Consider the following 22,834-nt stretch of genomic DNA (forward strand, 5'->3'; position numbering starts at 1 on the left):
CGCGAAATAGAATGCGCGGCCCTGCGAAACCTCCTTCTGCGAGAGTCTCATGAACATCGAACAAGCCCGCTTCAACATGATCGAACAGCAGATCCGCCCCTGGGACGTGCTGGACTCGTCGGTGCTGTCGCTGCTCGCCATCGTGCGGCGCGAGGAGTTCGTGCCGCCGGCCTACCGTGCGATGGCCTTCACCGACATGGACCTGCCACTGCCCGAAGGGCAGTGCATGCTGTCGCCCAAGGTCGAGGCGCGGCTGCTGCAGGAGCTGGCGGTGCACAAGCACGAGCGCGTGCTCGAGGTCGGCACCGGCTCGGGTTTCATGGCCGCCTTGCTGGCGCACAAGGCACGCGAGGTGATCAGTCTCGAGATCCGCCCCGCGCTGGCCTTGCAGGCCAAGATCAACCTGCAGCGCGCCGCCATCGTCAACGCCGAAGTGCGCCAGGCCGATGGGTCGCGCGGGCTCGCCGACGAGGGACCGTTCGACGTGATCGCCCTGTCCGGCTCGGTGGCCGAGATCCCGCAAGGCCTGCTCGATCAGCTCAAGGTCGGCGGCCGGCTCGCCGCCATCGTCGGCGAGGAGCCGGTGATGCGCGCCGTGCTCGTCACGCGCAGCGCGACCGGCGCCTTCCACCGCGTCGAACTGTTCGACACCGTCGCCCCGCGACTCGAGGGCTTCGGCGAGCCCTCGAAGTTCAGCTTCTGAGCCGCTCTCGCGGCTCGCCGGCCACCGGCCCGTGCCCGGCGGTCACCCCCGAAGGAAGGCCCTCATGCTGCAGCGCTCCCCGCCTCGCCCGATCCACGCCCCGCGGCGGCACCGCCTGGCCCGGGCGCTGGCGGCAGCACTCATGCTCGGCAGCGCAGCCGCTGGCGCGCAGAGCCTGCAGGCGTTGTACGACGCCGCGCGCGGCTACGACGCCACCTACCTGGCCGCCCGGGCGCTGGCCGACTCCGCGCAGTACCGCAACGAGCAGGTCAAGGCGCTCAACCGCCCGAGCGTGAGCCTGAGCGCCAGCAGCACACGCACCGAGACCGACACCCCGATCGGACGCGCCGGCGGCAGCAGCACCGGCGCTCAGATCTCGGCACTGCAGCCGCTGTTCAACCGCACGAACAGCACCTCGATCGACCAGGCCGAGAAAAACTACGTGATCTCGATGGCCGACCTCGAGACCGCCGAGCAGGACCTCGTCGTGCGCCTGAGCCAGGCCTACTTCGACGTGCTCGCCGCGCAGGACACGCTGGCGACGACGCGCGCCAACAAGACCGCCATCTCCGAGCAGTTGGCCTCGGCCAAGCGCAACTTCGAGGTCGGCACCGCGACCATCACCGACACCCGCGAGGCCCAGGCCCGCTACGACCTCGCCACCGCGCAGGAGATCGGCGCCGAGAACGACCTGCGCAACAAGCGCATCGCGCTCGACCAGCTGGTGGGTCGCACCGACGTGGAGCCGCGGCCGCTGACGATCCCGGCCCGGTTGCCCGACGTGCTGCCGGCCAACGTGGAGGACTGGGTCACGCGGGCCATCGAGTCGCCCAGCGTGCGCAAGGCCCGGCTCGCCTACGACATCGCACAGCTCGAGACCGCCAAGGCCCGCGCCGGCCACCTGCCGACGGTCGACCTGGTGGGCGGCGTCGGCGAGAACCGCAACACCGGCCGCACCACCGGCACCGGCCTCACCGGCAACACCACCAGCGCCCAGATCGGCGTGCAGATGAACCTGCCGCTGTTCGCCGGCTACTCGATCCAGAACCGCGTGAAGGAAACACTGTCGCTGGAGGAGAAGTCGCGCAACGACCTGGAGTTCGCGCGCCGCAGCGTCACGCAGACCACGCGCCAGGCCTACTTCAACGTGCAGTCGGGGCTGGCCACCGTGAAGGCACTGGAGGCCGCCGAGGCCTCGAACCAGCTCGCGCTCGAGGCCACCCAGCTCGGCTACAAGGTCGGCGTGCGCGTCAACCTCGACGTGCTGAACGCGCAGACCCAGCTCTACACCACCCGGCGCGACCTGGCCCGCGCGCGCTACGACGTGGTGCTCGGCAACCTGCGCCTGCGCCAGGCGGCCGGCACGCTGAGGGCCGAGGACGTGAGCGCCGCCAACCAGCTGCTCGTGCCATGACGACTCCCGGGCCCGAGCTCGCGATCGCGCGCACCCGCGCCTGGCTGCAGCGCGCCGTCGTCGGCCTGAACCTCTGCCCGTTCGCGAAGGCGGTCGAGGCCAAGGGCCAGGTGCGCTATGTGGTCTGCGACGACACCCACCCCGAAGACCTGCTCGACACGCTGTGCCAGGAGCTCACGCGCCTGGCCGAAGCCGACCCGGACGAGCTGGACACCACGCTGCTGATCCACCCGCAGGTGCTGACCGACTTCCTCGACTACAACGACTTCCTCGACCAGGCCGATGCGGCGATCGAAGGCCTGGGCTATGCCGGCGTGCTGCAGGTGGCAAGCTTCCACCCGCAGTACCAGTTCGCCGGCAGCGCGCCGGACGACATCGAGAACGCCAGCAACCGCTCGCCCTACCCGACGCTGCACCTGCTGCGCGAAGCGAGCGTCGACCGCGCGGTGGCCGCCTTCCCCGAGGCCGAGGCGATCTACGAGACCAACATCCGCACGCTGCGCGAGCTGGGCGCCGAGGGCTGGGCCGAGGTGCAGGCTGCGATCGAGCGCGACGCGCACGGCGGTGCAGCCCCGACGGCAGACGGCAGCGCGCGCTGAGCCGGCGCCCGCCATGTCCACCCTGCCCTACCTGGCGCACTACCCCGAGGCGCTGCAGGCCCAGGCGCGGCAGGCGATCGCGCAGGGCCGCCTGGCCGACTCGCTGCGCGCACGCTACCCCGAAGCGCACGACGTGCGCACCGACCGCGCGCTGTACGACTACGTCACCGCGCTGAAGAGCCGCTTCCTGCGCAACGCCGAGCCGCTGAGCAAGGTCGCCTACGACCAGCGGCTGCACATCATCCGCAACGCGCTGGGCACGCACACCGCGGTGTCGCGCGTGCAGGGCGGCCGGCTCAAGGCCAAGCGCGAGATCCGCGTCGCCAGCCTGTTCAAGGAAACACCGGCCGCCTTCCTGAAGATGATCGTCGTGCACGAACTCGCACACCTGAAGGAGCGCGAGCACGGCAAGGCCTTCTATGCGCTGTGCACGCACATGGAGCCCGACTACCACCAGCTGGAGTTCGATCTGCGGCTGTGGCTCACGACGATGGAGCAGGCTGCGGCGGGGGCGCTGTGACGGGTCGCTGTGTTGCGTTCATGTCCCCCGGGCCGGGCTGGCGCCCGGCCCTCCTCCTTTACTTCACTCCACACAACGACCCGTCCCAGCGCTGCCACCACCGCGGCCCGTCGGGGCTCGACGGCCTGCGCGAGCGGCGATGGTGAGTGCTGGCGAGGGCGTCGGGTGAGCGGCGTAGCGAAGTTAAGGAGGAGGGGGCGGCCGTGAGGCCGGCACCGGGGGACATGAGCGGAGTCGCTCGCCCGGCGGCCTCGCCAGCACCGCGCGGTACCCGCAAGCGGCTGGCCGGCGGACGCCTCGAACCTCGACAACCCCACGCACACGAACGGCTGCAAGGAGCCGAACGACGCCGGGTGATTCGAGAGGGTCGAATGCGGGCCGGTATCAGGCAGCATCCTGTTCGCGCTGCACTGCCCATTCCACGAACACGTCGGCCGGCATCGGGCGGCCGAACAGGAAGCCCTGCAGTTCGTCACAGCGGGCCTCGCGCAGCAGCGCGGCCGCGCGGGGCTCCTCCACCCCCTCGGCCACCACCTGGAGGCCGAGCGTGTGGCCGAGACCGATGATGGCCATCGTGATGGCCCGGTCGGTCGGGTCGGCGAGCATGTCGTGCACGAACGAGCGATCGATCTTCAGCTTGTCGATCGGAAAGCGGTTGAGGTAAGCCAGGCTGGAGTAGCCCGTCCCGAAGTCGTCGATCGACAGGCCCACCCCCAGCGCGCGCAGCGTGTGCATCTGGCGCAGGTTGCGTTCGGCGTCTTCCATCACCATCGACTCGGTCAGCTCGAGCTCCAGCACGCCGGGCGGCACGCCGTGATGCTGCAGGGCGCTGCGCACGAGGTCGGTCAGGCCTTCGTCGCGCAGCTGACGGGCCGACAGGTTGATCGACACCCCCCAATGTGGCAGCCCCTGCGCGCGCCATGCAGCCACTTGACGGCAGGTCTCTTCGATGACCCAGGCGCCGATCGGGACGATGAGCCCGGTTTCCTCGGCCAGCGGGATGAAGCTTGCAGGCGACACCATGCCGCGCTCCGGATGCTCCCAACGCAGCAAGCCCTCGACGCCGAGCAAGGCGCCGGTGGCGGCGCTGACGCGCGGCTGCCAATGGAGCTGGAGCTGGCGGAGTTCGACCGCACGCCGAAGATGGGCCTCGAGCTGCATGCGCGACTCCGCGCGCTCGGTCATCTCGGCGGTGAAGAACTGCGCCGCATCCCTGCCCCCGGCCTTGGCCTGGTACATCGCCGTGTCGGCATGGCGCATCAGCTCGTCGATGTCGATCGCGTCGTCGGGGAAGACCGCGATGCCCACGCTGCACGAGACATGTAGCTCGGCGCCCTCCACCAGGTGCGGCTGGCGGATCAGCGGGATGAGCCGCTGATCGACGATGTGAGCGATCTCGCCGATGTCCTGGACGCCGTTGAGCACGATGACGAACTCGTCGCCGCCGAGCCGGCTGACCGTGTCACCGGCCCGCACCGCTTCGAGCAGGCAGCGCGCGACCGACCGCAGCAGGCCGTCGCCGATGTGGTGGCCCAGCGAGTCGTTGATGTCCTTGAAGCGGTCGAGGTCGATGAACATCACCGCCACCTTCTGCCCGCTGCGCTGCGCCTGCTGCACCGCCATGCGCAGGCGCTCGGTGCACAGCGATCGGTTCGGCAGCTCGGTCAGCACGTCGTGGTCGGCCAGGAAGCGGATGCGCTGCTCGCTCTTCTTGCGGTCGCTGATGTCGATCGATGTGAAGATGTAGTGCGAGATGTCGCCCTGCGACTGCCGCACCGCGCTGACCATCAACCACGCGGGGTACTCGCTGCCGTTGCGTCGGCGCACCTGCAACTCGCCCTGCCAGGTGCCGCGCTGGGCGACGACCTGCCAGAACGAACCGGTGCGTTCCTCGAGCTCGCCGAAGGCCAGCATCAGCGACGGCTTCTCGCCCACCACCTCCTGCAGCTCGTAGCCGGTGTGGCGCGAGAAGGCCTGGTTGGCGGTGAGGATGCGACGCTCGGCATCGACGATCAGGATGCCCTCGCTCGAGGCTTCGAACACCTTGGCCCACAGCTCGAGCCGGCGCTCCATGAGCTTGAGGTGGTTGATCGGCGCGAACGCGGTCAGGACCGCGTCCTGGCCCTGGTAGCGGACGCGGCGCGCCGACAGCACCGCCCAGGCCGGCTCGGTGCCGGCACACCAGCGGACTTCGAACTCGTCGACCGCGCCGCGGTCGGACAGCTGCTGGAAGAAACGCGCACGCACCGCGGATTCGAGGCCGTGCCTCCACGGGTCGGCGCGGTGGCCGTTGAGCCAGGCCTCTGCCGGCGGGTTGGCGTGCAGCACCTCGTGGCCCGGGATCGAGGTCACGACCAGCGGGATCGGCGTGGCCTCCACCAGCGCACGCTGCGCTTCGGCGGCCCGGGCGCTGGCGGCCAGCTCCTTCTGCGTCTCGCGCTCGCTGTCGAGCTGTGCCAGCATGCCGTTGAAGCCGACGACGAGGCGGCCGATTTCGTCGCTGCTGTTCCACTCGGCACGCCGCGAATGGTCGCCGGTGCGGCGCACGGCGTCGGTGACCTCGGCCAGGTGCCGCAGCGGCATCGCGATCTGGCGGGCCACGAAGTAGACGATCGCCAGGATCGCGCACAGCAATCCCAGCGCGGTGCCGAGATGGATCCACATGCGCTGGTACAGGCTCGCCACACGGGTGTGCAGCAAGCCTTCGAGCGCGTTCCCGGCCGTGGCCCAGGCGCCTCGCAGTTCGTGCACCAGCACGGCTTGCGCCTCCTGCACCGACGCGAGCGTGCGTGGCGTGGCGCCGCTGTCGATCAGCGCGCGGGCACTGCGGCGGTAGTCTTCCAGAGCGGTCTGAAGGCGCTGCTGCGACGGCGCCAAACGTTCTTTCAGCGCCGGGCCTCCTGCCGCATAGGCTTCGCTGTGGTCGGTGTCGATGCCCTGCCGCGTCGCGTCGAGCTTGCCTTCGAGAATGAGGTACTGCGTGCGCGCCTCGGCCATCCCGGCGCCGGCCGTGACCCGGGCCGCGAGCTGCACGCCCACGCCGTCGACGATCTCGAGCAGCTCCGGGTAGCGCAGCACGATCAACGACATCGTGTAGTAGCTGTCGAGGTCGGGGTCGAGGATCAGGTTCGACTGGTTGCCGACGCGCGTGATCAGGTCGCGTCCGCGCGCCAGCAGGTCGGACAACGCAGCGCGGCGCTGGTCCGGCGGCGCCGTGGCGAGCGTGCCGTAGGCGGCGGCCAGCGCGGCGCTGGGCTCGCCGCTCCGCATGCCCGCGCCGTGCGCCGCCTCGGTGCGAGCGAGCGCCGCCTGCCGCTCGGCGAGGCCCGGTGCAGTGGCTGCGACGCCGGCCGCCCACAGCGCGGCATCGACCAGGCCGTCTCGCATCTCGGCGACATAGGCATTGCCCGCGATCTCCTTGCGGGCGAAGTCGATCGCGATGAACTTCTCGTTGATGAGGATGCTGCTGACGAAGATCACCGCCGTGAGGTCGAGCAGGTAGATCAGCATCAGCTTGCGCCCGACGCTCAGGCGGGCCAGCAGACGGCTGAAAGGGTTGGCGGTCGTCATGTCGCGGTGTGGACTCTTCGGGCTGGCGGCGTGCTCGGCCGTCGCGTCGGCCTTGCACTCGACCAGTTTTCGGCCGCGTCGGCGTGGACTTGATCCTGCAGCGCGCACTTGACGCAAACGGGGCAAGACCCATGCCACGTTCACTGACTGCACCACGTCGGACGCACGGTCGGTGACGGACCCGAGCGCCTCGGGCGGGTCGGCCTGTCGACGCGTTCACGCCGGGTCTTGGTGCGCCGAAGTGCGGCATGCCGGTGCACGGGCCAGGCGCCGCCGGGCGCCAACCCCGTCTCGAAGGCCCGTTGCCGGCCAGCCCTTGGCCTGCAACTTGCACAGTTCGGGAATCAACCCATGACACCGATGACCCCCACCTTCATCAAGGCTGCCGAAGTCTGGGTGCCCAGCGCCGACGGCACGCTGCTCGAGTTCGGCTCGGGCGGCTTCGGTCCGGCCCGTCGCTTTGCGAGCCTCAGCCGTTCGATGTGCTTCGGCCGCGGCGAAGGCTTGCCCGGCCGCGCCTGGGAAGAGGGGCGCCCCGTGCTGTTGCGCCAGTTCGAGGGGACGGTCTTCCAGCGCACCGCCGCGGCCCACGCCGCCGGCCTGAGTTGCGCCCTCGCGCTGCCGTTGTTCCTGCACGACCGGCTCACCTCGGTGCTGGTGGTCTTCTGCGGCCACGTGCCCGGTCAGTCCGGCGCGCTGGAGCTGTGGCACCACGACCCGCGCATCACCACCGACATGACGCTCGTCGACGGCGCCTACGGCGATGACACGCAGCACTTCGAAGCGATTTCGCAGCAGACCTACCTGCCGCGCGGGGTGGGCCTGCCGGGCCTGGCCTGGCAGCGTGGCGCAGCGGTGTTCGTTGCTGACCTGCCGGCCACGCCCGGCCGCTTCCTGCGCGCCGAAGAGGCTGCCGCGGCCGGCCTGCTGCGCGGCCTGGCGATTCCGGTGGGCTCGCGGCTCGCCGACCGGCATGTCGTGGCCTTCCTGGCGAGCGCGCGGCTGCCGCTGGCGCGCCGCATCGAGCGCTGGGTGCCCGACGAAGCCACGGCGCAACTGCGCCGCGTCGAGGCCTTCAGCGAACTGCACGGCGGCCGGTCGTCCGACGAGGCGCACCTGCCGCTGTCATCGACCGGCAGCTCGCTCGCCAAGGCACTGCGCAGTGGCATGCCCGTCATCAACGACTACCCGGCCGACGAACCTGGCGCACCCGCCGCCGCCGCGGTGGCCATCGGGGCGACGGCGCTGCTGACGATCCCCGTGGTGTGGGAAGACGCGGTGGTCGAGGTGGTCGCGCTGTACCTGTAGCGGGCCGACCTCGCCGGACCCGTCGCCTCGAGCGCAGCGGCGACGGCGGCCGGAATGAACCGTGTCAGCGACCCGTACACGTGCTGGTTGCCAAAACCACTTTGCCGCGTCACGCAGAATGATGAGAGAACGAGCAGGCAGTTCAGTCGGGAGCTCAAGCTCGAGGCTGCAAAGCTCGCCAAGAAGCGGGGCTGACCGGCCGTAAGACCGACCGCCCTTCTTCGACCATGGTGCGAGGGTCGAATTGCCCGTCCCAGGCCCCCCGCTCTCACACCCCGAGGATCGCCCGATGAACCCGGACCGCCGCTTCTTCCTGCGATTCCAGACCGTGCTGCTGTGCGCGGGCCTCGGCCTGGGTGCCGCCGGTGCGGCGGCGCAGACTGCCACCGAGCTGGCGGTCTCGCCGCCGCTGGAGTTGGTGGTCCTTGGCTCGGGAGGGCCGGGAGCCGCCGGCCGGGCGGCGTCGTGCTACATGGTGCTGGTCGACGGCGTGCCGCGCATTCTGGTCGACGCCGGGCCAGGCTCCTTTGCTCGACTCGGCGAGGCGAAGTTGTCGCTCGCCCGAACCGATCTCGTGCTGCTGACCCACCTGCATGTGGACCACGTCGGCGAGCTACCAGGGCTGCTCAAGGCCCGCGCCGTGTCGAGCCGTGGCCCGATCGCCGCGCAGGTCTTCGGACCCGAGGGGCGGCGTGCCGCCAAGCGCGGCGATGCCAGCTTTCCGTCGACGCGCCGCCTGATTGATCTGCTGTTCGGCCCGCAGGGTGCCTTCGGCTACTTGCGCGACTTCTCTGCTCCTCTGACGATCAAGGCGACAGACATCGGCACCGCGCTGCTGCCGAACCCGCAGCCGAAGGTGATCCACAGCGAGGGCGACCTCGTGATCCGCGCTGTGGCCGGCCATCACCGCGATGCGCCGGCGGTGATCTATCGCATCGACCACGGCGGCAAGAGCATCACGTTCAGCGGCGACATCGATGCCGAGGGCCTGCCCGGCTTGCGGCGCATCGCGAAGGGTAGCGACCTGCTCGTCTTCAACAGCGTGGTGCTCGACCCGCCCGGGTCGCCGGCCATCCTTTACACACTGCACACACCGCCGAAGGCAATCGGTGAAGTGGCGCGGGACAGCGGCTCGAAGCAACTGCTGCTCAGCCACCTGTCGCCGTTCCTCGACCAGTCCCGCGCTGCGGTCGAGGCGTCGATCACACAGGCATTCCAGGGGCCGGTCGTGTTCGCAGAGGACGGTCGCCGGCTGGTGCCCTGACGCCGCGCCGGCCCGGTCACCAGGCCGACCGCAGTCGGGCCCCGACATCCACCGAGACCAGGCCCGGCGCGGCGGTCATGCGCTCGGTTGGCGCCGGCCGCACCGGCCCCACCGCCTCGAACGCAGCGGCGACGGCAGCCGGAATGAACCGTGTCAGCGACCCGTACACGTGCCGGTCGCCGACACCGCTTTGCTGCGTCACGTAGAAGCGCTGCGGCACCAGCAGGTGCAGATGCTGCTTCGCACGCGTCATGGCCACGTACAGCAGGCGCCGCTCTTCCTCGATCTGCCGCAGCGTGCCGGCGCTCAGGTCGGCCGGAATGCAGCCGTCGACCACGTTGAGCAGGTGCACCGACTGCCACTCCTGGCCCTTGGCCGAGTGGATGGTCGACAGGACCAGGTAGTCCTCGTCGCGGTGCGGCGGCCCCGACTCGGCGCTGGTGGCGTCCGGCGGGTCCAGCGCCAGCTCGCTCAGGAAGCGCTCGCGGCTCGAACAGCCGCCGGCGATGCGCACGAGTTGGAGCAGATCGGCCTGCCGCACGCGCGCATCGTCATGCAGACGCTCGAGCTGCGGGAGGTACCAGCGATGCACCCGCTCCAGGTCGCCGGGCCAATCGCTGCCGGTCCCCTGCAGCGTGTCCACCAGCGCATGCAGCGCGCGCCACTCGTCGCGCACCGACAGCGGCGGCTCGAAAGCGGTGAACGCCGTGGCGGGATCGGGTGCGGCGTCCATCGCGTCGAGCAACCGCCGCGCGCGGGCCGGGCCGATGCCCGGCACGAGCTGCGCCACGCGAAAGCCCGCCAGCCGGTTGCGGGGGTTCTCCGCCCAGCGCAGCACCGACAGCACGTCCTTGATGTGCGCGGCTTCCAGGAACTTCAGGCCGCCGAACTTGACGAACGGGATATTGCGCCGCGCCAGCTCGAGCTCCAGCGCGGCGCTGTGATGCGAGTTGCGGAACAGCACCGCCTGGCTCTTCAGCCTGAGCCCTTGCTCGCGGTGTTCGAGCACCCGGTCGGCGACCCAGCGCGCCTGGGCGGCCTCGTCTTCGACCGTCACGAGCTGGGGCCTTTGCGACGAAACCCGGTCTGTCCACAGCAGCTTGACGTGGCGCTCCACGGCCTGCGCCATCACGGCATTGGCGGCCGCCAGGATCGGTTGCGTCGAGCGGTAGTTGCGATCGAGCGTCACCACCCGGGCCGGTGGCGTGAACCGGCCCGCAAAGTCGAGGATGTTGCGCACTTCCGCCGCACGAAAGGCGTAGATGGACTGCGCGTCGTCGCCCACCACCGTGAGCGCGCGGCCGTCCGGTTTCAGCGCCTGCAGGATGGCCGCCTGCAGCCGGTTGGTGTCCTGGTACTCGTCGACCAGCACATGGTCGAACCGGGCGCCGACGTGCCGGGCCAGCGTGGGCTCGGTCATCATCTGCGACCAGTACAGCAGCAGGTCGTCGTAGTCGAGCACCTGCTGCTTCTGCTTCTCGGCCACGAAGGCGCGGAACAGGCGCCGGAGCGGTTCTTCCCAGTCGGCGCACCAGGGGTAGCTGTCGTCCAGCACCTCGCGCAGGGCGGCCTGGCTGTTCACCACCCGCGAGTAGATGCCCAGGCAGGTGCCCTTGAGCGGAAAGCGCTTCCCGGTCTCGCTGAATCCTCCCTCCTGGCGCACCAGCCCCATCAAGTCCTCGGCGTCGCCGCGGTCGAGGATGGTGAAGGACTCGCTCAGGCCGATGTGGGCGGCATGGTCTCGCAGCAGCCGCGCGCCGATGGCATGAAAGGTCCCCGCCCAGGGCAGCGCGGGGGGCGGGCCGCCGCCGGGCAGGCCCAGGGCTTCCTGCACCAGCGCGCCCGCGCGCCGGGTCATCTCGGCCGCCGCGCGGCGCGAGAAGGTGAGCAACAGGATGCGCTGCGGGTCGGCGCCTGCCGTCACGAGGCGCGCGACCCGGGCCGCCAGCGTCCTGGTCTTGCCGCTGCCGGCGCCGGCGATGACGAGCAAGGGCGCCGATTGCCGCGGATCGCCCTCCAGGCCATGCTCGACGGCGTTGCGCTGCGCCTCGTTGAGCAGGGCGAACGGATCGGTGCGGACAGGATCGTGCAGGCGCATCGCCTGACTGTATATTCATCCAGCCCGGCAGGGCGATCGGATTCCGGGCCGGGACGATGGCAAGCCGAGCGCACACCGGCCGAGTGCGCCAGTGCACCGGCGCTGGATCCGACCGCGCGCACCGTGCATTCGAGTCGGGTGGACGAACCCCTCGAATGAAGGACGCCTCGACCGTTGCTCGCTCGTGTCACACTGAATCCGGGCCTCCCGCGCGGGGCCGGAGAACGCCATGCAGGCGATGGTGCTGAAGACGCTCGGGGCGGCGCTCGAATGGTCCGATCTCGCCGACCGGTGGCCGGGGCCGGGCGAGATCCGGGTGAAGGTCGCCGCCTGCGGCGTGTGCCGCACCGACCTGCATGTCGTCGACGGTGAACTGCCCGAGCCGAAGCTGCCGATCATCCCCGGCCACGAGATCGTCGGCCGCATCGATGCGATCGGGGCCGGCGTCGAGGGCCGGCGTGTCGGCGAGCGCGTCGGCCTTCCCTGGCTCGGCCACACCTGCGGCGTCTGCCCGTATTGCGCGGGGCAGCAGGAAAATCTGTGCGACCGCCCGCTCTTCACCGGCTACACGCGCGACGGCGGCTACGCGACGGCGACCATCGCCGATGCGCGCTACGCCTTCCCGCTCGGCGAGGCCGGCAGCGACGAGGCGCTCGCTCCGCTGCTGTGCGCCGGCCTGATCGGCTGGCGTTCGCTGGTGATCGCAGGCGCCGGCAAGCGGCTGGGGCTTTACGGCTTCGGGGCCGCCGCCCACATCGTGGCGCAGGTCGCCGCGTGGCAGGGGCGATCGGTGTTCGCCTTCACGCGGCCGGGCGACGGGGCCACCCAGGCCTTTGCCCGGCGGCTCGGCGCGACATGGGCGGGTGGCTCGGACGAGCCGCCGCCCCAGCCGCTCGACGCGGCGATCCTCTTCGCGGCCGTCGGCGATCTGGTGCCCCTGGCGTTGAAGGCGGTCCGCAAAGGCGGCCGCGTCGTCTGCGCGGGCATCCACATGAGCGACGTTCCGAGCTTCCCCTACCGGCTGCTGTGGGAGGAGCGGCAACTCGTCTCGGTGGCCAATCTCACGCGGCAGGACGGCATCGATTTCCTGCGGCTGGCGCCGCAGATCGGCATCGACACCGAGACCACGCGCTATCCGCTGGTCGAAGCCAACCAGGCCCTGGCCGACCTCCGGGCCGGCCGGTTCGAAGGCGCCGCGGTTCTCGTGCCTTGAGCAGGCGGGCGCCCTGTGGGAGCGCATGAAGGCACAGCACCGGCCCGGCAAGGTGATCGTGGTGGCCTGCATGCACAAGCTGCTGGCCATCGTGTACGGTGTCCTGCGCTCGGGCAAACCCTTCGACACCCACCATCCGAAGCCCCAACAGGCTTGACAGGCACAACGGTGTCTTTACTTCACGCCATACAACGACCCGATCCAGCGCTGCCACCACCGCGGCCTGTCGGGGCTTGAAGGCCTGCGCGGGCGGCCGGTGGCCCCTTCGAACCTCTGCCTCCCCACGCACGCGAACGGCTGCGGCGCAAAATGGCAGCATGAAACCACCCAAGAGACTGCAATCGCTGATCGAAGAAGGCTTGATCGACACGGTGGTGCGCCAGCTGATGAGCGGCAAGGAGGCGATGGTCTACGTGGTGCGCTGCGGCGACGAGACCCGCTGTGCCAAGGTCTACAAGGAGGCCACGCAGCGCAGCTTCCGGCAGGCGGTGGACTACACCGAGAACCGCAAGGTCAAGAACACCCGCCAGGCCCGCGCGATGGCCAAGGGCACGCGCTTCGGCCGCCAGGCCCAGGAAGCGGCCTGGCAGAGCGCCGAGGTCGATGCGCTCTACCGCCTGGCCGCCGCCGGTGTGCGCGTGCCGCGGCCGCACAACTTCCACGACGGCGTGCTGCTGATGGAGCTGGTGACCGACGAGCATGGCGACGCGGCCCCGCGGCTCAACGATGTGGAGTTCATGCCCGAGCAGGCGCGCGCGCACCACGCGACGCTGTTGACGGAGGTGGTGCGCATGCTGTGCGCCGGCGTCGTGCACGGCGATCTGTCGGAGTTCAACATCCTGCTCGGCGCGGACGGCCCCGTCATCATCGATCTGCCCCAGGCAGTGGACGCCGCCGGCAACAACCACGCGAGCCGCATGCTGCTGCGCGATGTCGCCAACCTGAGCGGCTTCTTCGGACGCTTCGCGCCGGAACTGCTGCACACCGACTTCGGCCCCGAGATCTGGGACCTGTATCAACGCGGTGTGCTGCACCCCGAGGTGATGCTCACCGGCCGCTTCGAGCGCAAGACCGCGGCCGTGGATCTGGGCAGCGTGCTGCGCGAGATCGACGACGCCCGTGCCGAGGAGGCGGCGCGCCGCCTGCGCCTGCAGACGGTCGGGTAGTGCGGCCGGGTCGGCCGCTGCATTGCGCTACGGCGTTGCCGGCCCCTAGTACGTAATCTCGTAGCGGTAGCCCTTGAAGCGCAGCACGGCAGCCTTCAGCTTGATCTGCTCGAGCACGAGATCGGCGCCGAGCTTGTCCTTCTCGTGAAAGATCTGGCCGTTGATGATGAGGAAGCGGTTGGCCGCCTCTTCCGAATAGATCGAGCCGCCGACCGCGATGGTCGGCAGCTGGCGGCGGATGTCGTCGGGCAGTTCGGCGATCGCATGGACGCGGCCCTGCGCTGCCGCGCCGGCGGCGGGCTGCTCCGTGGCGGCGGAAGCCGGTGCCGCGGGCAGTGGCTTCCTGGCCTCGGCCGCCGGAGCCGGTTTCTCGGCAACCGCTGTCGGTGCCGTGTTGCGCGGCGCCACCGGTGCGGGCGGCGCGATGGCGAAGGCCCGCGCATCGGCCTGAGGGGGTGGAGCCGGGACCGGCACCGCCATTGCAGGAACGGGGGCGGGCGCCGGTAGCGGCGCGACCGCTGGCGCGGCCACGGTGGGCGCGGCGGCCACGACCGGCGGCAGCAGCAGCGGCGGCGAGGTGATCCCGGCAGGCGGCAGGGCCGCCTCGTCGGGCATGACGTCGGCCGGGTTGCGACCGAACAGTTGCCACAGCAGCGGGCCGATCAGGCCCACCGATGCGCCGACGACGATCCACAGCCAGGGCCGCGACCGTGCCGGCGACGCGGCCGCCATCGCGGCCGCGTCGAGCGGCACCGGCTGCGCATGCAGGTCGGGCACGGCCCCGCGATCGCGATCGCGCTCGGCATCGGCTTTTCGGAGGGCTTCGAGGATGTAGGACATCGGTTCACTCGGTCTGCAGGCGTGGCTCGTCGACGCCGGCGGCGCGGTTGAGCTGCATCAGCGTGATCGGACCGGCCAGGCCGTCCGGCGCCAACCCTTGCGTGCCCTGGAAGGCGGCGATGCGCGACTTGAGCGCGCTCGGGCTCGTCTCGCCCGGCGCCGGGTCGCCGCTCGCGGTGGCGATCTGCGCGGCCAGCCAGTCGGCCGGCACGACGGCCCTGCCTGCCGCCGCGGCATAGCCCGGTGGCACGCGCCAGTAGGTCGTGAAGTCGCCACGCCACAGCCGCGTGAAGGACCCGAGCGTGACGGTCTGCGCAACGCCGCCCATGCGCAGCGTCGCGCTCTGTGCCGTGAGGCCGGTGAGCTGCGCATAGACCGGCTGCCCGGCCGCATCGTTCAGGCTCACGATGCCGGGCCGGCCGAGCAGCCGCACCAGCGCGAGGTTGCTGCGCCCCGCGTGGCAATGCACCTGCTGCGCCAGCGCGAGCAGGCAGGGGTCGCCGTCGTCGGCGAGGCTCAGCTTCCACGCCGGGGCGAGCTCGCGCAGCGCCTCGCTCGGATCGCGGACCAGGGTCTTGAACTGCGCCGCCAGGTCGGTCGCGGCCAGCGCCACCAGCGCCGACGCCGCGGATGCAGCGGGCGCAGCCGCCGAGGCCGCCACGGCAGCAAGGACCGCCGGCTTCGACACCGGTAGTGCCGGCGCCGACGCGGCCGCCGCCATCGTGCTCGCAGCGGGACGCCCCGGCGACGCCAGCCCACCGCTGAGGGCCCAGCTCACCGCCGCGGACAGCGCCGCGCCGCCGACCAGGCCCAGGCCCAGCACCGCCGCTCGCCGCTGCAGCCAACCCCGGGGATTCATCGGCGACGGCGTCTCGAACACCTCGCGCGCGGCCTTGTCGACGATCTCGCGCCGCACCCGGTGCGCGCCGGTCGAATAGGCGCCGAGCAGCGCGCGGTCGCACAGCAGGTTGATGCGGCGCGGCACGCCGCGCGAGAGCTGGTGGATGCGCTGCACCGATTCGCGGTCGAAGGGCAGCGCGCGGTTCAGGCCCGACACCGTGAGGCGGTGCCGCACGTACTGCAGCGTCTCGGTCTCCGACAGCGCTTCCAGGTGGTAGCGCGCGATCACGCGCTGCGCCAGCTGCTCGAGCTCGGGTCGCGCCAGCATCTCGCGCAGCTCGGGCTGGCCGATCAGCACGATCTGCAGCAGCTTGCGCTCGTTGGTCTCGAGGTTGGTCAGCAGCCGCAACTGCTCCAGCACGTCGGCCGAGAGGTTCTGCGCCTCGTCGATGATGAGCACGTTGCTCTGCCCGACGGCGTGGGTCTTCAGCAGGAACTGGTTGAGCGGATCGAGACAGTCCTTCACCGTCGTCGCGCCCGGCCCCGGGTGCGCGTAAGGGATGCCGAACTCGTCACACACCGACTTCAGCAGCTCCTCGGCGGTAAGCTTGGGGTTGAAGATGTAGGCAACGTTGCAGCGCTTCGGAACCTGCTCGAGCAGGCAGCGGCACACCGTCGTCTTGCCAGCGCCGATCTCGCCGGTCAGCAGCACGAAGCCGCCACCACCGCGCACGCCGTAGAGCAGGTGCGCCAGCGCCTCCCGGTGCCGCTCGCTCATGAAGAGGAAGCGGGGGTCGGGCGCGATCGAGAAAGGCTCCTGGTTCAGGCCGAAGAATTGCGCGTACATGGTGCGGAGGATACTTTCCGGGCCACCCGGTGGCGCCCGGGCCGTTTCGGCGCGAGTTGCCGCGCGGGCTCGCCGGGCATCGACGCTGCCTACAGCGGCAGGCGCCGCAGCGTTTCGTCGGCCAGCGCGAGGCAGGAGGTCAGGCCGGGCGACTCGATGCCCAGCAGGTTCACCAGGCCGTCGACGCCGTGCTCGGCGGGCCCGTCGATGCGGAAGTCCGGCGCCGGCGCGCCCGGCCCCGCGAGCTTGGGCCGCACGCCGCTGTAGGCCGGCTGCAATGCGGCGTCGGGCAGCGCCGGCCAGTAGCGGCGGATCTCGGCATAGAAGACCTCGGCCCGCGCCGCATCGACGCGGTAGTCGAGCTGACCTTCTGCATCGGCATCCGCTTCGGGTTCGATCCACTGCACGTCGGGGCCGAAGCGCGCCTGGCCACCGAGATCGAGCGTCAGGTGCACGCCGAGACCGGCGGCCTCGGGCATCGGGTAGACGAGGCGCGAGAACGGCGCGCGGCCGGGCAGGCTGAAGTAGTTGCCCTTCGCGAAATGCGCGCGCAGCTGAAAGGCCGCCGGCAGACCGTCGGTGCGCTGCGTCAGCGCGGGGGCCCACAGCCCGGCGGCGTTGACGACGATGCGCGCGCCGAGCGTCATGCCGGCCGCCTGCACGCGGTGCGGACGGCCGCACTCGATGCGCTCCACGCGCGAGGCGAGCGCGACCACGCCGCCGGCCGCTTCGAGGTCGCCCTGCAGCGCGAGCATCAGGCCGTGGCTGTCGACGATGCCGGTCGACGGCGACAGCAGCGCCTCGGTGCAGGCCAGTGCGGGCTCGAGCGACAGCGCCTCGGCGCGCGACAGCGGCTGCAGGTCGCCGACGCCGTTCTCGACGCCGCGGCGCTGCAGCGCCTGCAGCGCCGGGCGCTGCGCCTCGCTGGTGGCCACGATCAGCTTGCCGCAGCGCCGGTGCGCGATGCCGCGCTCGGCGCAGTAGGCGTACAGCGCCGCATTGCCGGCCACGCACAGGCGGGCCTTCAGCGAGCCGGTCGGGTAGTACAGGCCGGCGTGGATGACCTCGCTGTTGCGCGAGCTGGTGCCCGTGCCGATCGCGGTCTCGGCTTCGAGCACCAGCGTCTCGAGCCCGCGCTGCGCCAGCGCGCGGCCGATCGCCAGCCCCACGACCCCGGCACCGACCACCACTGCATCGACCTGTTCCATCCGCCCGTCCTCGCATCGCCCTCACCACGGGGCCCGAGCCGCGATGCTAAGGCCGACACGGGTTGCGCCCGCAAGCCGGGCGCCGGGCCCCACCTCCACTCCCCACGGGGGGCGCGGGATGCCGCGGCCGGAGGCGCTGCTCAGCGCCGGGTCTTCTTCGGCACACCCAGGCGACGCGCGTTGGCGGTCGCGGTGCGGTGCACCGGCGCGAGGGCGCGGTCGGTCACGCGCGCCGCGGCATCGGAGGCGCGTTGCAGGGTCGGCGTGCGCCGCATCACGGTGCTCACCAGCGCCTTGTGGCGGCGCATCGCCTGGGCCGGCGTGCGGCTGCCGGCCAGCGACAAGGCATTGTTCATGATTGCCATCCAGCCCTGCACCGTCTGCGCGCCCAGGGTCTGCAGCGCCGGCGTCCACGCGCTGCCGAGGGCCGCCGCCGACTGCGAGAAGGCATCGACCTTCTCGCTGCTCATCAGCGCGAACTCGCGCTGGTCGGCCTGCGAGGGCAGCGGGCCGGCGGTCGCCAGGCGCGCGCTGCGGGTCACGATGACCTGCGAGGACGCCAGCAGCATTTCCCGCGTCTTGCTGGCCACGCCCAGCCACAGGCCGATCGGAAAGAACATCGAATTCGGAAGGCCGGTGGATTTCATGAGCGCTTTCTGGCATGAGGGTTCAGGTATCGCGGAGCCGCGTGACACCGACCTTACACCGGACCGGAAACGGGACGCACCGCGCAAAAAAAGCCGGTGGCGCCGGTTCTTCGCGAAGGGATCGGGCCGATCGGCTCGCTCGTGCCGAAAACGGGCCTGGGGGTGCGCGGCGGTGGCTAACATCCGCGCAGGCGTGCCGGACGCTCCATTCCGGCGATCGATCGCAGGGGTGCCGTCTCCTGCCGTCCTTCCCCGGTGCGATTGCCCCAGCATGCGACTCAAGAGCAAGATCGTCCTCCTCGCCGTCGCGCCGCTGCTGGCGTCGATCGTGCTGATCGCCCTGGCCGTGCGCCACCAGGAGCGGGCCCTGGCGGTGCGCGAACGCGAACTGGTCGAGAGCGCCTACATGAGCTCCAAGCGGACCGAGCTGCGTCACTATGTCGAGCTCGCGCAGAGCACGATCGCGCCGCTCTACGACTCGGGCGACGACAGCGAAGCGGCGCGCCAGGCCGCGATGAAGCTGCTGGCCTCGCTGGACTACGGCGCCGACGGCTACTTCTTCCTCTACGACCTGCAGGGCAAGAGCCTGATGCACCCGCGCCAGCCCGAGCTGGTGGGCAACGACCTGTGGGAACTGCGCGACGACGCCGGTCAGCCGACCATCCAGCAGCTGATCGCCAAGGCGCGCGACGGCGGCGGCTTCATCGACTACCTGTGGCGCAAGCCCTCGACGCGCCAGACCACGCCCAAGCTCGGCTACGTGGTCGCGCTGCCGCGCTGGAACTGGATGCTCGGCACCGGCCTCTACCTCGACGACGTGCAGGCCACGATGGCGCAGCTGGACCACCAGGTCGCGGCCAACATCGAGACCACCTTCCTGTGGATCGCCGGCATCGCGCTGTCCGGCATCGCGCTGATCACGCTGTGCGGCCTGGCGCTGAACCTGAGCGAGCACAAGGAGGCCGATGCCAAGCTGCGCCAGCTGGCGCACGAGGTGGTGCAGTCGCAGGAGTCGGAGCGCGCCCACCTGTCGCGCGAGCTGCACGACGGCACCAGCCAGACGCTGGTGTCGATCAAGCTGCTGATCGAGTCGGCGATCGAGCAGATCGAGCGCGAGCCCGCTCAGGCGGCACAGCCGCTGGAGCGCGCCGCCGTACGGCTGGCCGATGCGCTCACCGAGGTGCGGCGCATCTCGCACCGGCTGCGCCCGGCGACGCTGGACGTGCTGGGCCTGCCGGCCGCGCTGCAGCACCTGGGCCAGGAGTTCGGCGACCACAGCGGTCTGGCGTTCTCGATGCGCATGCGCGGTCCGTCGGCCGATCTGCCGGACGACGTGAAGACCGTGCTGTTCCGCGTGACGCAGGAGGCGCTGACCAACATCGAGAAGCATGCCGCGGCGCAGTCGGTGCGCATCCGGCTGGCGTTCCGGCCCAGCGGACTGCGGCTGGCCATCCTGGACGACGGCCGCGGCTTCGACCTCGCCGCGGTGCAGCTCGACCCGCGCCGCGGCATCGGACTGCGCAACATGCGTGAACGCCTGGCCTCGATCGGCGGCTCGTTCACCATCCGCTCGCGCAGCGGCCTGACCGAGGTCGTCGCCGAGGTGTCCGAAACGCAGCTGCGGCAGCTGCGCCGGCCGCGGGAGGCTTGAGCGCCATGGACTCGCCAAGGATCCGCCTGCTGATCGTCGACGACCACCCGCTGGTGCGCGAGGGCCTGCGCGCGCGGCTGCAGGCGATGCCCTGGCTGGAGATCGTCGGTGAGGCGGGCAGCGCGCGCGAGGCACTCGAGCTGATACCGCAATGCCGCCCGGGCCTGGTGCTGATGGACATCGGCATGCGCGAGATCAACGGCATCGAACTCACGCGCATGCTGGCGCAGCGCCACCCGGCGGTCGCGGTGCTGGTGCTCAGCATGTACGACAACCCCGAGTACGTGCAGCAGGCGATGCAGGCCGGCGCGCGCGGCTATGTGCTGAAGGACGCGCCGTCGGCCGACATCATCGCGGCGATCGAGGCGGTCTGTGCCGGCGGCACCTTCCTGAGCCCGGCGGTGTCGAAGCGCCTGTTCCGCGGCCAGGCACCGAAGCCGCTGGTCTCGAACCGCGAGAGCGAGATCCTCGCCTGCCTGGCCGACGGGCTGTCGAGCAAGCAGATCGCCGAGCAGTTGGGCCTGAGCGTGCGCACCGTCGAGACGCACCGCCAGAACATCAAGCGCAAGCTCGGCATCGAAGGCCAGGCCGAGCTGATCAAGTACGCGGTCGAGCACGGCCGGCGCTACCGAGACGGCGACGGCTGAGAAAAGGCGGCCCGCTACAGCGCGCCGATTTGCCCCCTCTCCCGCGGCGCGGGAGAGGGAGTTGACCGTCGCCATCCGGTCTGATCCCTAAGTGGTCTCACGCAGACCGCTACGTGGTGCGACGCTTGTTTGCGTGCGCACCGCTGCGGACACTGACGCCCATGCCAGTGCATCCGGGTCGCCCGACCGCGGGGTGCAAATCCCCGGCGTTCAGGAGACACCCCATGACCCATCTACGCAAGCACCTCGTCTGGGTGCTCATCGCCATCGTCGGCGCGTTCGCGCTGGCCACCATCGCGCTGCAGCGCGGCGAGGCCATCAGCGCCCTGTGGGTCGTGGTGGCCGCGCTGTGCGTCTACCTCATCGCCTACCGCTACTACAGCCTGTTCATCGCCACCGAGGTGCTGGGGCTGGACGCGAACCGGCAGACGCCGGCCTACCGGCACAACGACGGCCTGGACTACGTGCCGACCAACAAGTACGTGCTCTACGGCCACCACTTCGCGGCGATCGCCGGCGCCGGCCCGCTGGTCGGCCCGGTGCTGGCCGCGCAGATGGGCTACCTGCCCGGCATGCTGTGGCTGCTGGCCGGCGTGGTGTTCGCCGGCGCGGTGCAGGACTTCGTCGTGCTGTTCATCTCGACACGGCGCGACGGCCGCTCGCTGGGCGAGCTGGTGAAGCAGGAGATGGGCACGGTGCCGGGGCTCATCACGCTGTTCGGCGCCTTCATGATCATGATCATCATCCTGGCGGTGCTGGCGCTGATCGTCGTCAAGGCGCTGGCGCACTCGCCGTGGGGCGCGGTGACCGTCGGGCTGACGATCCCGGTCGCGCTGTTCATGGGCCTCTACAGCCGCTACCTGCGCCCGGGGCGCATCGGCGAAGTGTCGGTGATCGGCTTCGTGCTGCTGATGGCCGCCATCTGGCTGGGCGGCTGGGTGCACGAGCAGCCGGCGCTGTCGGCGCTGTTCGACTTCGACGGCAAGGCCCTGACCTGGATGCTGATCGGCTACGGCTTCATCGCCTCGGTGCTGCCGGTGTGGCTGCTGCTGGCGCCACGCGACTACCTGTCGACCTTCCTGAAGATCGGCACCATCATCGCGCTGGCGATCGGCATCCTGATCGTCGCGCCGACGCTGCAGATGCCGGCGCTGACCCAGTTCGCGCAGGGCAACGGCCCGGTGTGGTCGGGCAAGCTGTTCCCCTTCCTGTTCATCACCATCGCCTGCGGCGCGGTGTCGGGCTTCCATGCGCTGATCGCCTCGGGCACGACGCCGAAGATGCTGGAGAACGAGACCCACGCGCGCTTCATCGGCTACGGTGGCATGCTGGCCGAGTCCTTCGTCGCGATCATGGCGCTGGTGGCGGCCTCGGTGATCCAGCCGGGCATCTACTTCGCGATGAACAGCCCGGCCGCGCTGGTCGGCACGACGCCGGAGGCGGTGGCGCAGACGCTGTCGACCTGGGGCTTCGTGATCACGCCCGACGTGTTGATCCAGACCGCCAGGGACGTCGGCGAGAACACCATCCTCGCGCGCGCCGGCGGCGCACCCACGCTGGCCGTCGGCATGGCGCACATCCTGCACCAGGTGATCGGCGGCCAGACGATGATGGCCTTCTGGTACCACTTCGCGATCCTGTTCGAGGCGCTCTTCATCCTGACCGCGGTGGACGCCGGCACGCGCGCCGGGCGCTTCATGCTGCAGGACTTGCTGGGCAACTTCATCCCGGCGATGAAGCGCACCGACTCGCTGGTGGCCAACCTGATCGCCACCGGCCTGTGCGTCGCGACCTGGGGTTACTTCCTGTACGCCGGCGTGGTCGATCCGCTGGGCGGCATCAACACGCTGTGGCCGCTGTTCGGCATCTCCAACCAGATGCTGGCCGCCGTCGCGCTGACGCTGGGCACCGTGGTGCTGTTCAAGATGAAGCGCCAGCGCTACGCCTGGGTCACCATCGCGCCGGCCGCCTGGCTGCTGATCTGCACGCTGACCGCCGGCTGGCTGAAGCTGTTCTCGCCGGACGCGAAGGTCGGCTTCCTGGCCCACGCGCAGAAGTTCGGCGACGCGCTGTCTCAGGAGACCGTGCTGGCGCCGGCCAAGTCGCTCGACGCGATGCGCCACATCGTGCTCAACGACTACATCAACGCCAGCCTGTGCGTGCTGTTCATGCTGGTGGTGGTGAGCACGGTGTTCTATGCGATCAAGGCCATCTCCAAGTCCATGGGCAGCCGGTCGCCGACCGTGCGCGAGACGCCGTTCGAACCGATGCCGCAGCGGGGCTGAAGCGGGTCGATGCC

At 70.6% G+C, this 22,834-nt stretch carries 18 protein-coding genes; 12 read left to right on the forward strand and 6 right to left on the reverse strand.

Annotated elements, in window-relative coordinates; all coding sequences use genetic code 11:
* Positions 1-49: 49 nt before the first annotated feature.
* From ACQY9S_RS11140 to ACQY9S_RS11155, 4 genes are all read left to right on the forward strand, one after another.
* Positions 50-703 carry a protein-L-isoaspartate O-methyltransferase family protein gene (locus tag ACQY9S_RS11140; RefSeq protein ID WP_428419775.1) on the forward strand — a complete coding sequence of 218 codons (654 nt, stop codon included), beginning with the start codon at positions 50-52 and terminating at the stop codon, positions 701-703.
* A 64-nt stretch (positions 704-767) separates the two neighbouring features.
* Complete coding sequence (locus ACQY9S_RS11145) at positions 768-2,117, forward strand: TolC family outer membrane protein (protein ID WP_428419776.1); 1,350 nt, start codon at positions 768-770, stop codon at positions 2,115-2,117.
* A complete protein-coding gene (locus ACQY9S_RS11150) occupies positions 2,114-2,716 on the forward strand; it encodes a DUF1415 domain-containing protein (protein ID WP_428419777.1) in 603 nt (200 codons plus the stop codon). The genes ACQY9S_RS11145 and ACQY9S_RS11150 overlap by 4 nt, the downstream gene beginning before the upstream one ends.
* Positions 2,717-2,729: 13 nt before the next feature.
* Positions 2,730-3,236 carry a YgjP-like metallopeptidase domain-containing protein gene (locus tag ACQY9S_RS11155; protein WP_428419778.1) on the forward strand — a complete coding sequence of 169 codons (507 nt, stop codon included), beginning with the start codon at positions 2,730-2,732 and terminating at the stop codon, positions 3,234-3,236.
* A gap of 384 nt (positions 3,237-3,620) precedes the next feature.
* Here the strand turns inward: ACQY9S_RS11155 and ACQY9S_RS11160 are convergent, their stop codons facing one another.
* A complete protein-coding gene (locus tag ACQY9S_RS11160) occupies positions 3,621-6,806 on the reverse strand; it encodes an EAL domain-containing protein (protein WP_428419779.1) in 3,186 nt (1,061 codons plus the stop codon).
* A gap of 351 nt (positions 6,807-7,157) precedes the next feature.
* Here ACQY9S_RS11160 and ACQY9S_RS11165 point away from each other — a divergent pair, with 351 nt between their 5' ends.
* Together ACQY9S_RS11165 and ACQY9S_RS11170 are read left to right on the forward strand one after the other, a co-directional pair.
* A complete protein-coding gene (locus tag ACQY9S_RS11165; RefSeq protein WP_428419780.1) occupies positions 7,158-8,114 on the forward strand; it encodes a hypothetical protein in 957 nt (318 codons plus the stop codon).
* A 289-nt stretch (positions 8,115-8,403) separates the two neighbouring features.
* Positions 8,404-9,378 (forward strand): MBL fold metallo-hydrolase, encoded by a 975-nt coding sequence (locus ACQY9S_RS11170; RefSeq protein WP_428419781.1) that lies wholly within the window; start codon positions 8,404-8,406, stop codon positions 9,376-9,378.
* Between the two features lie 16 nt (positions 9,379-9,394).
* On the opposite strand, the gene ACQY9S_RS11175 is transcribed toward ACQY9S_RS11170, so the two are convergent.
* Complete coding sequence (locus ACQY9S_RS11175) at positions 9,395-11,476, reverse strand: ATP-dependent helicase (RefSeq protein ID WP_428419782.1); 2,082 nt, start codon at positions 11,474-11,476, stop codon at positions 9,395-9,397.
* A gap of 229 nt (positions 11,477-11,705) precedes the next feature.
* On the opposite strand from ACQY9S_RS11175, the gene ACQY9S_RS11180 reads away from it, so the two are divergent.
* The 3 genes from ACQY9S_RS11180 (at position 11,706) to ACQY9S_RS11190 (ending at position 13,855) form a co-directional block, all read left to right on the forward strand.
* Entirely contained in the window at positions 11,706-12,689 is a 984-nt protein-coding gene (locus ACQY9S_RS11180; RefSeq protein WP_428419783.1) for a zinc-dependent alcohol dehydrogenase family protein, read from the forward strand.
* Positions 12,690-12,714: 25 nt separating this feature from the next.
* A complete protein-coding gene (locus ACQY9S_RS11185) occupies positions 12,715-12,846 on the forward strand; it encodes a hypothetical protein (RefSeq protein WP_428419784.1) in 132 nt (43 codons plus the stop codon).
* Positions 12,847-13,006: 160 nt separating this feature from the next.
* Positions 13,007-13,855: a PA4780 family RIO1-like protein kinase gene (locus ACQY9S_RS11190; protein ID WP_428419785.1), complete on the forward strand. Its 849-nt coding sequence runs from the start codon at positions 13,007-13,009 to the stop codon at positions 13,853-13,855.
* Positions 13,856-13,900: 45 nt separating this feature from the next.
* On the opposite strand, the gene ACQY9S_RS11195 is transcribed toward ACQY9S_RS11190, so the two are convergent.
* The 4 genes from ACQY9S_RS11195 to ACQY9S_RS11210 form a co-directional block, all read right to left on the reverse strand.
* Positions 13,901-14,695, reverse strand: coding sequence for a general secretion pathway protein GspB (locus ACQY9S_RS11195; RefSeq protein WP_428419786.1), 795 nt, complete (start codon positions 14,693-14,695; stop codon positions 13,901-13,903).
* A 4-nt stretch (positions 14,696-14,699) separates the two neighbouring features.
* Positions 14,700-16,382: an AAA family ATPase gene (locus tag ACQY9S_RS11200; RefSeq protein WP_428419787.1), complete on the reverse strand. Its 1,683-nt coding sequence runs from the start codon at positions 16,380-16,382 to the stop codon at positions 14,700-14,702.
* 89 nt (positions 16,383-16,471) lie between these two features.
* Entirely contained in the window at positions 16,472-17,590 is a 1,119-nt protein-coding gene (locus ACQY9S_RS11205; protein ID WP_428419788.1) for an NAD(P)/FAD-dependent oxidoreductase, read from the reverse strand.
* Between the two features lie 140 nt (positions 17,591-17,730).
* On the reverse strand, positions 17,731-18,237 hold the full coding sequence (locus ACQY9S_RS11210; protein WP_428419789.1) for a polyhydroxyalkanoate granule-associated phasin: 507 nt from the start codon (positions 18,235-18,237) through the stop codon (positions 17,731-17,733).
* A 271-nt stretch (positions 18,238-18,508) separates the two neighbouring features.
* Between ACQY9S_RS11210 and ACQY9S_RS11215 the strand changes: the two genes are divergently transcribed.
* The 3 genes from ACQY9S_RS11215 (at position 18,509) to ACQY9S_RS11225 (ending at position 22,820) form a co-directional block, all read left to right on the forward strand.
* Complete coding sequence (locus tag ACQY9S_RS11215; protein WP_428419790.1) at positions 18,509-19,888, forward strand: cache domain-containing protein; 1,380 nt, start codon at positions 18,509-18,511, stop codon at positions 19,886-19,888.
* Between the two features lie 5 nt (positions 19,889-19,893).
* Entirely contained in the window at positions 19,894-20,535 is a 642-nt protein-coding gene (locus ACQY9S_RS11220) for a response regulator (RefSeq protein WP_428419791.1), read from the forward strand.
* A 224-nt stretch (positions 20,536-20,759) separates the two neighbouring features.
* Positions 20,760-22,820 carry a carbon starvation CstA family protein gene (locus ACQY9S_RS11225; protein ID WP_428419792.1) on the forward strand — a complete coding sequence of 687 codons (2,061 nt, stop codon included), beginning with the start codon at positions 20,760-20,762 and terminating at the stop codon, positions 22,818-22,820.
* Positions 22,821-22,834 lie beyond the last annotated feature (14 nt).

Source organism: Methylibium sp. (assembly GCF_965279545.1).
Lineage (GTDB): Bacteria > Pseudomonadota > Gammaproteobacteria > Burkholderiales > Burkholderiaceae_C > Methylibium.

Excerpts from the sequence above, each read along its gene's own strand:
- ACQY9S_RS11140 (WP_428419775.1), top strand. The coding sequence starts at position 50 with ATGAACATCGAACAAGCCCGCTTCAACATGATCGAACAGCAGATCCGC.
- ACQY9S_RS11145 (WP_428419776.1), top strand. The coding sequence starts at position 768 with ATGCTGCAGCGCTCCCCGCCTCGCCCGATCCACGCCCCGCGGCGGCAC.
- ACQY9S_RS11150 (WP_428419777.1), top strand. The coding sequence starts at position 2,114 with ATGACGACTCCCGGGCCCGAGCTCGCGATCGCGCGCACCCGCGCCTGG.
- ACQY9S_RS11155 (WP_428419778.1), top strand. The coding sequence starts at position 2,730 with ATGTCCACCCTGCCCTACCTGGCGCACTACCCCGAGGCGCTGCAGGCC.
- ACQY9S_RS11160 (WP_428419779.1), bottom strand. The coding sequence starts at position 6,806 with ATGACGACCGCCAACCCTTTCAGCCGTCTGCTGGCCCGCCTGAGCGTC.
- ACQY9S_RS11165 (WP_428419780.1), top strand. The coding sequence starts at position 7,158 with ATGACACCGATGACCCCCACCTTCATCAAGGCTGCCGAAGTCTGGGTG.
- ACQY9S_RS11170 (WP_428419781.1), top strand. The coding sequence starts at position 8,404 with ATGAACCCGGACCGCCGCTTCTTCCTGCGATTCCAGACCGTGCTGCTG.
- ACQY9S_RS11175 (WP_428419782.1), bottom strand. The coding sequence starts at position 11,476 with ATGCGCCTGCACGATCCTGTCCGCACCGATCCGTTCGCCCTGCTCAAC.
- ACQY9S_RS11180 (WP_428419783.1), top strand. The coding sequence starts at position 11,706 with ATGCAGGCGATGGTGCTGAAGACGCTCGGGGCGGCGCTCGAATGGTCC.
- ACQY9S_RS11185 (WP_428419784.1), top strand. The coding sequence starts at position 12,715 with ATGAAGGCACAGCACCGGCCCGGCAAGGTGATCGTGGTGGCCTGCATG.
- ACQY9S_RS11190 (WP_428419785.1), top strand. The coding sequence starts at position 13,007 with ATGAAACCACCCAAGAGACTGCAATCGCTGATCGAAGAAGGCTTGATC.
- ACQY9S_RS11195 (WP_428419786.1), bottom strand. The coding sequence starts at position 14,695 with ATGTCCTACATCCTCGAAGCCCTCCGAAAAGCCGATGCCGAGCGCGAT.
- ACQY9S_RS11200 (WP_428419787.1), bottom strand. The coding sequence starts at position 16,382 with ATGTACGCGCAATTCTTCGGCCTGAACCAGGAGCCTTTCTCGATCGCG.
- ACQY9S_RS11205 (WP_428419788.1), bottom strand. The coding sequence starts at position 17,590 with ATGGAACAGGTCGATGCAGTGGTGGTCGGTGCCGGGGTCGTGGGGCTG.
- ACQY9S_RS11210 (WP_428419789.1), bottom strand. The coding sequence starts at position 18,237 with ATGAAATCCACCGGCCTTCCGAATTCGATGTTCTTTCCGATCGGCCTG.
- ACQY9S_RS11215 (WP_428419790.1), top strand. The coding sequence starts at position 18,509 with ATGCGACTCAAGAGCAAGATCGTCCTCCTCGCCGTCGCGCCGCTGCTG.
- ACQY9S_RS11220 (WP_428419791.1), top strand. The coding sequence starts at position 19,894 with ATGGACTCGCCAAGGATCCGCCTGCTGATCGTCGACGACCACCCGCTG.
- ACQY9S_RS11225 (WP_428419792.1), top strand. The coding sequence starts at position 20,760 with ATGACCCATCTACGCAAGCACCTCGTCTGGGTGCTCATCGCCATCGTC.